Origin of the sequence: Acinetobacter sp. 22512 (assembly GCF_052044755.1) — a bacterium.
GTDB lineage: Bacteria > Pseudomonadota > Gammaproteobacteria > Pseudomonadales > Moraxellaceae > Acinetobacter > Acinetobacter pittii.
Window position 1 is genome coordinate 157,918 of sequence record NZ_JBQENP010000005.1, and the last position, 11,677, is coordinate 169,594.

The following is an 11,677-nucleotide window of genomic DNA, read 5'->3' on the forward strand; positions in this document are numbered from 1 at the left end:
AGCGGGTTTTTTTATAAGTATTGGATTAGTGCGTTGCATTATAAAAATTAAGGATAGGGCCAACTAAAGACTGCTGCGATTTATCTAAGGTGACTTGAATCTCTTTATAGTTAAAAGTGTCTTCATCATAATATTTAGCAATACCATGGGTTTTATTGTTCACTTGTGGAATTTGATAACTAAAAAAAGCCACTTTTTTAGAAGGGTGAACAATATGGATGAGTTTTTTAGGATCTTTAAATCCGCCAAATTCATTTTCCAGACTTTGTTTTAATAGCTCGGGAAAATAAAGCGTTGCATTGGGTAATCCACACCCAACACAAAAAGAAGAGTCATAAAGCTTAATCGCTTGCTTTTGATCTGGACTCATTATTAGAGCAAAACCAGCTCCATTTGCCCCTGCATTTGCTTGAACATCTTGCCAGTTACGTGGAACAAGTATTAAACCTATTTCAGGTAATGCAAGAAGTTTTAATTGTTTGGCGTGTTGAGCATCGAGTTGAAAATTAAAACGGCAGCTTTTAGGCGTGCATTTTTCAAAATCTTTAAGTAAACCATCCTCCATTGGGTTCTGTGCAGTAACACCATAAAAAGGGACTACAACGCCGTTTAAAAACTTTGCCTCTCCTAGAGCGTAGAATTGATTATCTGCTTTGCGGGTTGCAGCAGAGCTATAAAACTTTGGAAAATGAGGTGTAAAGCTTTTTACTTCTGCATAAGCAGTTGAATTTAGGCTGACTAATGTTGCCCATAATAAAAAATTTAGTTTTTTCATTTTTAGAAAGTAATCAATTTAAATTTTATATAAATCTAGCATATTCTTTTAAACTAGACGGTAATTCAAAATTTAACGCTATTATTAACTTCATAATAAAACAGACCTATCGAGATATGAAATAATGAAAAATATGCTTTCAATCTGCTGTTTAGCGGTAATTAGTTCTTATAGTTTTGCTCAAGACATCAAAGGTATTTCATTTTCACACCAAGAGTGGGAAGTTTCTTGCAGCAATACGGGAACATGTAAGGCTGCAGGGTATCAAAATGAAGAAAATGGTGATAACCCAGCTTCAATTTTATTAACACGTAAAACAGGCCCAAAACAACCTGTGCAGATTGAATTTGCTTTGTCAGACTATGAGCAAAGCATGCCAGCAAACCAGCTTAAAAATATTCATTTTTATATAAATGGCAAAGATTTAGGCGCTGTGACTGTAGATGGTACTGAGTTACCACTTATGGGTAAACTCAACAGCTCACAAGTCAATGCTTTACTACAGCAGTCCAAACAGAAGACCGAAATTGTATTTAAAAATGCTCAGCATGAATGGAAAATTTCTGATGCAGGAATGACTGCTGTGTTACTAAAAATGGATGATTTTCAGAAGCGTATCGGAACTGTTGGTGCTTTGGTTAAAAAGGGCAGCGCCAATGAAACTAAAGTACTTATGCCTGAGCCAAAACTACTTGTTAAACGCATTAAAACTACAGTCAAACCTTATTTAACGCTACAACTGAAAAGCAAGCAGTATCAAGCAATACACCGTAGCTTGATGGTAGCTAATCCGAATCCTAAAGAAGACTTTTGTGAAGGAATTTATGGTGGTAATAGTGATGGAGCTGAACCACAAAAAATTGAGATATATAAACTAACCAATAAGAAAGTTTTGGCGACTACGTTGTGCTGGAGAGGGGCTTATAACGAAGGATATGGCGCTTGGGTGCTAGATGAGTCATTAAATGGTAAGGCCGTGTTTGTGACTGAATCTGCTTCAGATTTTGATAGCGGTATGATCAGCAGTGCTCAAAAGGGAAGAGGCATTGGAGACTGCTGGGCAAGTGAAGAATGGGTGTGGGATGGCAAGAGTTTTGTACATACTAAGGATATGTGGACGGGTATGTGTAAAGGCTTGGCAGCAGGTGGAGTGTGGGAACTGGATCGAATAGAGTCTGTGGTGAAATAAGTATTTTGCGGTTACAGAGTCATAACAGGTAACTTTGGTGACTCTGTGATAAAAAGAACAGATTGTTTATTGGAGCCAGAGCTATGTCACATCATCTTTACGCTATTGTTCGCCGTAAGTTTTCACACCTGAGCCGTTCAATATGTGTGGCTGCTGCTGTGTTGGGAACTACCCAAATTGCGATGGCTGGCCCAACAGTTGATCAGTTAAGTGACTGTTTAGTTAAGGCTACAACGGCTTCAGACAAAACTACTGTACTTCAATGGACATTTACGGCTTTAGCTGCTCATCCAGATTTAAAAGCATTTAGTAATGTAACACCTGAGCAAAAGGATCAGTTAGATCAAAAACTGGCGCAGGTTTTACAACGTGTGATTGTGGAGCAATGTTCTACCCAAACTAAAGCTGTAATTCAGGCTGAAGGTGTGAAGGCAGTTGGAGAGGCCTTTCAACAGTTAGGTCAAAGTGCGGGTGAAGATATTGTTAAAGACCCAGCCGTTAAACAGCAGTTGCAGGGCACATTACGCTATATTGACTTAAATAAATTGGTGACGACGTTTTTAACACCAGAAATTTGGAATAAATTAGGGATTACAAGATAAAAGTCTAGTTTTCTATTTTAGTAATAAAGCCTGCTATCTAAGAGTAGGCTTTATTGTATTTGGGATAAAGAGATCTTTTTAGATCGTAATTGTAGCCCCTAAAACTTTCACAAATTGAGCTAACCAAGCTGGATGTGCAGGCCAAGCTGGAGCAGTCACCAAATGACCATCTGTAACTGCTTCAGTCACAGCAATATCTGCGTATTGTCCACCTGCCAATTTTACTTCGACAGCACATGCTGGATAAGCAGAACAGAGGCGGCCTTGTAATACATCTGCCGCTGCTAGTAACTGAGCGCCATGGCATACGGCTGCTATTGGTTTTTTCACTCGATCAAACTCACGCACAATTTCGATAATACGTTCATTCATGCGTAAATACTCTGGTGCACGACCACCCGGAATCACTAGACCTACATAGTCTTCGGTATTAACGGCATCAAAATCATAGTTAATCGCAAAGTTGTGGCCACGTTTTTCGCTATAAGTTTGCTCACCTTCAAAATCATGAATAGCCGTTGCAATATGGTCGCCGTTCTTTTTATTCGGGCAAACAGCATGCACGGTATAACCTAAACCAGTTAAGAACTGAAATGGAACCATAGTTTCATAGTCTTCGGCATAGTCACCGACCAACATTAAAATCTTTTTAGACATAATTTATCTCTCTTTTTAAAATATAATTTATCTAAATTATTAATTTAAATTAGCACAGTCACTGAGTAATTTTTTAGGAAAAAAGTGCATTCTTTAGTCGAAGAATGCTTTAGACGGATATAAAAAAGCCCCGATAAATCGAGGCTTTTTCTTGAGTTGGCTAGTCAAATTAACCAATCAATTTTTTCATTAATTCATTGACTTGAGCAGGGTTGGCTTTACCCTTAGATGCTTTCATGACTTGACCAACAAGACCGTTAAAGGCTTTTTCTTTACCAGACTTGTACTCTTCAACCATTTTTTCATTGGCTGCAAGTACTTCTTTAATGATCGCTTCAATTGCACCTGTGTCAGTTTCTTGCTTTAAGCCTTTTTCCGCAATAATGTCATCGGCAGATTTACCTTCCGATTCCCACATAAAGCCAAAAACTTGTTTAGCAATCTTACCGCTAATGGTGTTGTCAACAATACGAGCAATCATGCCGCCAAGCTGTTCAGCAGAAACAGGTGAGTCAGCCAGATCTAGGCCTGCTTTGTTTAAAGCACCTGAGAATTCGCCCATTACCCAGTTTGCAGACACTTTACCTTGCTTCGCACCGCCAGCAGCAGCCACAACAGCTTCATAGAAGTCTGCCATTTCGCGTGAGAGCGTAAGTACGTGAGCATCGTACTCAGTTACACCAAAGTCTGCGATAAAGCGTGCACGGCGAGCAGCAGGGAGCTCTGGAAGTGCAGCGCGAGCAGCTTCGATTTGCTCATCTGCAATAATCACCGGTAACAAGTCTGGATCTGGGAAGTAGCGGTAATCGTTTGCTTCTTCTTTAGAACGCATTGAGCGTGTTTCCATTTTGTTCGGATCGAACAAACGAGTTTCTTGGTCGATACTTCCGCCGTATTCCAAAATTTCCATTTGGCGTTCAATTTCAACATTGATTGCTTGCTCAATGAAGCGGAATGAGTTGAGGTTTTTAAGCTCACAGCGCGTACCAAAAGGTTGGCCCGGACGGCGTAAAGATACGTTACAGTCCGCACGGAATGAACCTTCTGCCATGTTACCGTCAGAAATACCTAACCAACGTACTAATGTGTGAATTGCTTTGATATAAGCAACAGCTTCTTCAACCGAACGCATGTCAGGTTCAGAAACGATTTCAAGCAAAGGTGTACCAGCACGGTTTAAGTCAATGCCAGACATACCTTCAAATTGGTCGTGTACAGATTTACCCGCATCTTCTTCAAGGTGAGCACGAGTTACGCCAATACGTTTAGTCGTACCATCTTCAAGTTGAATGTCGATATGACCCAAGCCCACAATCGGGTTGTCCATTTGACTAATTTGGTAGCCTTTTGGAGAGTCAGGGTAGAAGTAGTTTTTACGTGCAAACACAGATGCTTGGTCGATGTAGGCATCAATCCCTAAACCAAAGCGAATTGCAAGATCAACTACTTTTTCATTTAAAACAGGCAATACACCCGGCATTGCCAAGTCTACAAGGCTGGCTTGTGTATTTGGGTCTTGACCAAATTCAGTCGATGAACCTGAGAAAATTTTAGAATTGGTTGCAAGCTGAGTGTGAATCTCGATACCAATAACGACTTCCCAACCGTCAATCAATTTCAACTTTTGAGCTTCAGCCATTATGCATTCTCCTCAGCAATTGCCGCACGTTGAGTATGGAAATCGGTGTTTTGTTGGTATTGATGAACAATCGACAATAATCGTGATTCTGACCAGTAGTTACCAATTAATTGTAAGCCTACAGGTAAGCTGTCTTTATCAAAACCAACAGGAGCGTTAATCGCTGGTAAGCCTGCCAAGTTCACTGCAAGTGTATAGATATCGCCTAAATACATTTCAGTTGGGCTTAAGTTCGCACCAATTTTATATGCAGTTGTTGGTGCAGCAGGAGCCGCAATCACATCCACATTCTCAAATGCTTTTAAGAAGTCTTGTTGAATTAAACGACGTACTTTTTGTGCTTTCACATAATAAGCATCGTAATAACCCGCAGAAAGCGCGTAAGTACCAATGAGAATACGACGTTGAACTTCTGGACCAAAACCTTCTGAACGAGAGCGCTTGTAAAGATCCATCAAGTCAGCTGGGTTTTCACAGCGATAGCCATAGCGAACACCGTCATAACGAGACAGGTTAGAAGACGCTTCTGCTGGCGCGATGAGGTAATACGTTGGTACGTAAGCTTCAGTCATGTTGAGATCGATCTCAACAAGTGTTGCACCCATTTCTTCAAGTTTTTTCAATGATTCTTCAACACGAGCTTTTACGTCTGCATCTAAACCTGCAACGTTAAAGTACTGTTTAGGAATACCAATGCGTAGACCTTTTACAGATGTGTTGTTTAAGTTTGCAACGTAGTCATCAACCTCTTTTTTAACCGAAGTTGAGTCTTTCGCATCGTGACCTGCAATTACATTCATTAAGTAAGCACAGTCTTCAGCAGAGCGTGCCATCGGACCTGCTTGGTCTAAAGATGATGCATAAGCAATGATCCCGAAACGAGATACACGACCATAGGTTGGTTTTAAGCCCGTTAAGCCACAGAATGACGCAGGTTGACGGATTGAACCACCTGTATCAGTACCTGTAGCAAAAGGTGCTAAATCAGCCGCTACAGCCGCAGCAGAACCACCTGATGAACCACCAGGAACGTGGTCAAGTGCCCATGGGTTACTCGTTGCCCCAACATATGAGCTTTCAGAAGTTGAGCCCATCGCAAACTCGTCCATGTTCACTTTACCTAAAGTGACAAGACCAGCTGCTTTAGTTTTTTCAACAACAGTTGCATCGTAAGGAGAGATGAAGTTGTCTAGTATTTTTGAACCAGCAGTAGTTTTAATACCTTTGGTACAGAAAATGTCTTTATGCGCAAGAGGAATACCCGTTAAAGCGGTTGCATTACCCGCTTTTAATGCAGCATCGGCAGCGTCGGCTTCAGCAAGCGCTTGTTCAGGCGTAACCGTCACGTAGCTTTTTACCAGTGGGTCAATTTTAGCAATACGTTTTAAATAGTGTTCAGTCAGTTCGCGAGATGAAAACTTCGCTTGGCTTAAGCCCTCAGCAAGTTCACGAATTGATAAGCGATGTAAATCAGTCATGAGTAAAATTTCTTTACATTCAAAATAGGGAAGATGGGTTAATTGAGTAAAAGTTATTCAATCACGCGAGGAACAAGATACAAACCATCTTGAGTTGCAGGCGCAACTGCTTGGTATTCATCTCGATGATTGCTTTCAGTTACCACATCAGCACGTAAAGGTTGAGGATTGTCAAAAGGGCTTTTCAAAGGTTCTACGCCTTCCGTATCAATGCCTTTTAAGGTTTCCATCATGCCTAAAATTTTATTTAGACTTTGAGCATATTCAGCAGATTGCGTATCATTGAGCGACAATCGAGCAAGATTGGCGATTGCTGAAACTGTTTGTGCATTTAAATCTGCTGAATGCTGTGCATCCGATGTAGACATAACATCACCTAATCAGTATTAAAAATTTTCAAAATATCGTGCGTTATAATAAGCGATTGACTTGTTCAAATCATCACATTTAGTTTAAAGTTGCCACCTTGCATCCACATGAAAGTTTAACTGAGAACGAACCGTGATTCTAAAACGACTAATTGGCTTGTTTTCGCCGGATCTAGCCATTGATTTAGGTACAGCAAATACACTTATTTATGCACCAGGCCGCGGCATTATATTAAATGAACCAACAGTTGTGGCAATTCGTCACAGTGGTTCACAAAAAATTGTTGCTGCTGTAGGTCTAGATGCTAAGCAAATGCTTGGCCGTACGCCTGCGAATATTTCTGCAATTCGTCCAATGAAAGACGGTGTAATTGCGGATTTTGAAGTGACTGAAACCATGTTGAATCAGTTTATTGGTAAAGTTCACGAAAAACGTTTGTTCCCACCTGCACCTCGTGTAGTTGTATGTGTACCATGTAAATCAACTTTGGTCGAGCGTCGTGCGATTCGCGAAGCAGTATTTAATGCTGGTGCCCGTGATGTTCGTTTGATTGAAGAGCCTATGGCAGCAGCAATTGGCGCAGGTATGCCAGTTGAACAAGCATGTGGTTCTATGGTTGTGGATGTTGGTGGCGGTACAACAGAAATTGCAATTATTTCATTGCAAGGTTGTGTCTATGCTGACTCTTTACGCATCGGCGGCGATGTTTTTGATGAGCAAATCATCAATTATGTTCGTAAAGCTCACGGTTGTGTGATTGGTGAAACCACTGCTGAAATTATTAAAAAAGAAGTAGGCATGGCTGTTTCTGATGGTACAACATTAGAAATCGAAGTACGTGGCCGTAACCTTGCAGAAGGTGTGCCTCGTGCAATTACCGTAACTTCTGACGAAATTACTCAAGCCATTTCTGATCCGTTACAAAGCATTGTAAGCGCTGTGAAATCTGCTCTTGAGCAAACTCCTCCTGAACTTTCTTCTGATATTGCTGAGCGCGGTATTGTGTTGACAGGTGGTGGTGCGCTACTTCGTAACCTTGACAAGTTATTGGCTCAAGAAACTGGTTTACCAGTTGTTGTTGCTGAAGATCCTCTTACTTGCGTAACCCGTGGTGGTGGTAAAGTATTAGAATTCTTCGACAACCCGAACCATGACATGCTTTTCGTCGGTTAAGTTTAAGGATTAGGCGGTGCAACCGAATATTTTTTCAAGACAGCCGCCATCTTTCCGCTCGTTCATTATTGCGGTCATTACATGTTTGGTTGTGCTGTTCTTTGATTGGCGCATGCCTTATGTAATTCAGCCAGCAAGGGATGTCTTGTACGCTGCATATAACCCAATTTATGCATTGGCTAGTTATCCGGTACTGTCGAGAGAATGGCTGAATCAACAAACAAAATCTGAAGCACAACTGCGTCGTGAAAATACCGCGATGCAGGCTGAGCTTTTACAAGCTCAAGTCCGCTTACAGAAACTTTCTGAACTGTCAGCTGAAAATACCCGTTTACGAGGACTTCTTGATACACCATTAATTATTGATGGTCGTATGGAAATTGCCGAAGTGATTGGGACAGATGCAGATCCATTACGTCATATCATCATTATTAACCGAGGCTCTACGGACCATCTAAAGGTCGGTCAAACGGTTCTGGATGATAAGGGAATTATGGGGCAGATTATTAATGTATATCCTCATAGCTCACGTGTGATGTTGTTATCAGATAAAGAACATTCACTGTCGGTACGTCTTGAACGTACAGGAATGCGGGCGATTGTTTCTGGTACAGGCGATTTGGGCCGTTTAAAAATGGAATATGTCCCGACCAGTGCGAATATTCAGGTGGGTGATAAAGTGTTTAGCTCAGGCTTGGGTGAACATTTCCCAGCAGGTTACGCAGTGGGTACAGTTGCTAAAATAAAACGCCATAATTCAGGTGAGTTTGCTGAAATTGATGTAACACCATCAGCACAATTGGCAACAGGCCATCATGTAGTTGTACTTTTCTCTGAATCATTAGCGAAGGAGCAGCCATATGCCGATCGCTAAACTTAAACGAGAAAAGCGTAAAGACCCATTATGGGGAATTATTCTCTCCGTTATTGTGGGTTCTGTACTCATGGTTTATCCGCTATCTTATGATATTTCAGGATGGCGGCCACTATTCATGTTAATGATTATGCTATTTTGGGTAGTATGTCAGCCAACATGGTGTGGGGTCTGGTTTGCATTTGGGATGGGGATTTTTACAGACTTACTGCTTGATGCGCCTTTAGGGCTCAATGCCTTAAGTTTTGTAATTGTGACTTTTCTTACCCGTTTTTTAATTCGGGAACGCCGTATTTTAACTTTTGTTAATTTATGGACGATAGCAACGCTGGTCATTATTGCCCATTTAGCATTTATGTGGGTAACACAGACGATGGGTGGAATTCATTTTTCGATTGCTAGACATTGGCAACCTTTGATGACAAGTATCATCACGTGGCCAGTCGTCTATTATTGTTTGGCAAAATGGCGCATATAGTTTTAGCATCTAGCTCTCCTCGTCGGAAGGAGCTGTTGCAACAGTTAGGCTTAGATTTTGAAATCTATAGTCCTGACATTGATGAGTCTGTTCATGAAAATGAGCTGGTTCATCATTATGTTGAACGGTTGGCTAGAGAAAAAGCTCAAACTGTATTGAAGCTTTTTCCAGAAGCAATTGTTATTGCTGCCGATACAAGTCTGGGACTTGATGGTCAAATTATTGGTAAGCCTGAATCGAAAAATCATGCCTTTGAAATCTGGAAACAATTGTCTGGACGTTGGCATGATGTGTTTTCTGGATTATGCGTTGCGACTCAACAACAAATGTTAAGTCAGGTGGTGCAAACACAAGTTGAGTTTCAGCGCCTGACTACACAGGATATGGAAGATTATTGGACCACGGGTGAGCCTGTTGGAAAAGCGGGTGGATATGCAATTCAAGGAATTGCCTCGCAATATATTCCCCAAATTCAAGGAAGTTATAGTAATGTGGTAGGACTTCCTTTATACGAATTTGCACAGTTATTCAAAAGAGTAAAGACATAAGGGGTTGTTATCATTCTTCATTGAATAGCATTGTCGATGAACACTAGACAACGTTAAAGTTAACAGCTTCTCTGACTCTTTAATAAAAATTTTATAATGCTTTGAGTTTATGTATGTCAGAAGAACTACTTATTAATGTCACGCCTATGGAGTGTCGGGTGGCATTAATCGAAAATGGAACTGTTAATGAACTGTATGTCGAGCGTACAGTTAAACGCGGTCTAGTCGGCAATATCTACAAGGGTAAAGTTGTACGAGTGCTTCCGGGCATGCAAGCTGCCTTTGTTGATATTGGTTTGTCTCGAACAGCCTTTTTACATATCAATGATATGGTTTGGCCTCGTTCACAGCCTACCCCGAATGTCTTTGAGCTATTACATCCTGGGCAAACCCTTACTGTCCAAGTAATGAAAGATATGTTGGGCACAAAAGGCGCACGTCTAAGTACAGATCTTTCAATCCCTTCTCGCTATTTAGTTTTAATGCCGTATGGCAACCATATTGGTGTTTCGCAACGTATTGAGTCTGAAGAAGAGCGAGATCGACTGCGTAATATTATTGAAGGTATTCAATCTGAGCATAATTTACCCGGTAGCGTGATTGTCCGTACGGCTGCAGAAGGTGTGGATGAGGCAGAAATTGCACAGGACATGTGCTATCTGAGCAAATTGTGGGAGTACATTCAGCGTAAACAGACCGACGTTGCTGTTCCTTCTTTAATTTTTGAAGAACTTCCATTACCTCAACGTATTATTCGCGACTTAGCAAGCGAAGAAACTGCAAAGATTTATGTAGATTCGCGAGAGATTCATGCAAAACTGCTTGAGTTTGTAAATGAATTTGTCCCGAATATGAAGAGTCGTCTCATTCATTATCCGGGCGAGCGACCACTATTTGATCTTTATAATGTTGAAGAAGATATTCAAAAAGCCTTACAAACTCGCGTAGCTTTGAAGTCGGGCGGTTATCTGATGATCGACCAGACTGAAGCCATGACAACGATTGACGTTAATACAGGTTCATATGTAGGTGGTCGTAGTCTTGAAGACACGGTTTTTAAAACCAATATGGAGGCGACTCAAGTTATCGCGCGTCAACTTAGATTGCGTAATTTGGGGGGGATTCTCATTATTGATTTTATTGACATGCAAGAAGCCACCCACCGTGAAGAGGTGATGCGTCAGTTTGAGAAAATGCTTGAGCGAGATCACGCGAAGACTAAAATTACTCAAGTGTCAGAACTTGGTCTGGTCGAAATGACGCGTAAACGAACTCGTGAATCATTAGAACACTTGTTATGTGAATCATGTCCAACATGCCAAGGGCGTGGTTTTGTCAAAACAGCGGAGACAGTGTGTTACGAAATATTTCGTGAGATATTACGTTATACCCGCGCATTTGAGTCAACGAGTGGCTTTACTGTTGTTGCCCATCCTTCTGTGATTGACCGATTATTAACAGCAGAAGCACCAGCAGTAGCCGATTTAGAGCATTTTATTAACCGTGTTATTAAATTTCAGGTCGAAAATTTATATACGCAAGAGCAATACGATATCATTTTAAGTTAAAGTTGTAACAAGATATCGCTTAATCCTTGTTACAACTGAAATTTTACTTTCATTCATGAATTTTAAATACTACTTACATACAGTAGCCCTAGACGTTCTCCCTATTAAACGTCTTAGCAAACAATAAGAGGTATAACCCATGAATGTAAGTGAAAACTTAATTAGCAACGGTCTTAAACATGTTTTAGAAAGCACGCCAGTAAATAGCTGCTATATGTTGAATGACCAAGGTAAAGAAGTCCCAATCACAACTGCAATGATTCGTTCAGTATGTCATCAGTTGCTTAACCAGTGCCGCACAATCAAAAAATAAGGGGCCAATTCAAA

At 40.8% G+C, this 11,677-nt stretch carries 13 protein-coding genes; 8 read left to right on the forward strand and 5 right to left on the reverse strand.

The genetic code is table 11. The features are described 5' to 3' along the window. Window positions 1-25: 25 nt before the first annotated feature. Window positions 26-775 (reverse strand): DUF4850 domain-containing protein, encoded by a 750-nt coding sequence (locus ACTJJG_RS07690; RefSeq protein ID WP_032070543.1) that lies wholly within the window; start codon window positions 773-775, stop codon window positions 26-28. A 124-nt stretch (window positions 776-899) separates the two neighbouring features. Between ACTJJG_RS07690 and ACTJJG_RS07695 the strand changes: the two genes are divergently transcribed. Next, window positions 900-1,964 carry a DUF1176 domain-containing protein gene (locus ACTJJG_RS07695; protein WP_372552772.1) on the forward strand — a complete coding sequence of 355 codons (1,065 nt, stop codon included), beginning with the start codon at window positions 900-902 and terminating at the stop codon, window positions 1,962-1,964. 83 nt (window positions 1,965-2,047) lie between these two features. Beyond that, the gene (locus tag ACTJJG_RS07700; protein ID WP_005064404.1) at window positions 2,048-2,566 is read left to right on the forward strand and encodes a hypothetical protein; all 519 of its coding nucleotides are present in this window, start codon (window positions 2,048-2,050) and stop codon (window positions 2,564-2,566) included. Window positions 2,567-2,644: 78 nt separating this feature from the next. Here the strand turns inward: ACTJJG_RS07700 and ACTJJG_RS07705 are convergent, their stop codons facing one another. The 4 genes from ACTJJG_RS07705 to gatC all read right to left on the reverse strand — a co-directional run bounded on the left by ACTJJG_RS07705 (window position 2,645) and on the right by gatC (window position 6,708). Next, the gene (locus tag ACTJJG_RS07705; protein WP_005064406.1) at window positions 2,645-3,223 is read right to left on the reverse strand and encodes a DJ-1/PfpI family protein; all 579 of its coding nucleotides are present in this window, start codon (window positions 3,221-3,223) and stop codon (window positions 2,645-2,647) included. Window positions 3,224-3,392: 169 nt separating this feature from the next. Beyond that, entirely contained in the window at window positions 3,393-4,862 is a 1,470-nt protein-coding gene (gene gatB, locus ACTJJG_RS07710; RefSeq protein WP_000796643.1) for an Asp-tRNA(Asn)/Glu-tRNA(Gln) amidotransferase subunit GatB, read from the reverse strand. Further along, a complete protein-coding gene (gatA, locus tag ACTJJG_RS07715; RefSeq protein ID WP_069119195.1) occupies window positions 4,862-6,340 on the reverse strand; it encodes an Asp-tRNA(Asn)/Glu-tRNA(Gln) amidotransferase subunit GatA in 1,479 nt (492 codons plus the stop codon). The genes gatB and gatA overlap by 1 nt, the downstream gene beginning before the upstream one ends. Window positions 6,341-6,393: 53 nt before the next feature. Beyond that, window positions 6,394-6,708 (reverse strand): Asp-tRNA(Asn)/Glu-tRNA(Gln) amidotransferase subunit GatC, encoded by a 315-nt coding sequence (gene gatC / locus ACTJJG_RS07720; protein WP_000107699.1) that lies wholly within the window; start codon window positions 6,706-6,708, stop codon window positions 6,394-6,396. Between the two features lie 133 nt (window positions 6,709-6,841). Between gatC and ACTJJG_RS07725 the strand changes: the two genes are divergently transcribed. The 6 genes from ACTJJG_RS07725 to ACTJJG_RS07750 all read left to right on the forward strand — a co-directional run bounded on the left by ACTJJG_RS07725 (window position 6,842) and on the right by ACTJJG_RS07750 (window position 11,663). Continuing rightward, the gene (locus ACTJJG_RS07725) at window positions 6,842-7,882 is read left to right on the forward strand and encodes a rod shape-determining protein (RefSeq protein WP_000601379.1); all 1,041 of its coding nucleotides are present in this window, start codon (window positions 6,842-6,844) and stop codon (window positions 7,880-7,882) included. 16 nt (window positions 7,883-7,898) lie between these two features. Further along, window positions 7,899-8,756: a rod shape-determining protein MreC gene (gene mreC, locus ACTJJG_RS07730; RefSeq protein ID WP_002116449.1), complete on the forward strand. Its 858-nt coding sequence runs from the start codon at window positions 7,899-7,901 to the stop codon at window positions 8,754-8,756. Continuing rightward, window positions 8,743-9,234, forward strand: a complete 492-nt coding sequence (gene mreD, locus ACTJJG_RS07735; protein ID WP_002116279.1) for a rod shape-determining protein MreD — start codon at window positions 8,743-8,745, stop codon at window positions 9,232-9,234. Before mreC ends, mreD begins: the two co-directional genes overlap by 14 nt. Further along, window positions 9,222-9,782, forward strand: a complete 561-nt coding sequence (locus tag ACTJJG_RS07740) for a Maf-like protein (RefSeq protein ID WP_025465969.1) — start codon at window positions 9,222-9,224, stop codon at window positions 9,780-9,782. The genes mreD and ACTJJG_RS07740 overlap by 13 nt, the downstream gene beginning before the upstream one ends. A 113-nt stretch (window positions 9,783-9,895) precedes the next feature. Further along, complete coding sequence (rng, locus tag ACTJJG_RS07745) at window positions 9,896-11,350, forward strand: ribonuclease G (protein WP_069119193.1); 1,455 nt, start codon at window positions 9,896-9,898, stop codon at window positions 11,348-11,350. 139 nt (window positions 11,351-11,489) lie between these two features. Next, window positions 11,490-11,663 carry a PA1571 family protein gene (locus ACTJJG_RS07750; protein ID WP_002116397.1) on the forward strand — a complete coding sequence of 58 codons (174 nt, stop codon included), beginning with the start codon at window positions 11,490-11,492 and terminating at the stop codon, window positions 11,661-11,663. The last annotated feature ends 14 nt before the right edge of the window (window positions 11,664-11,677 follow it).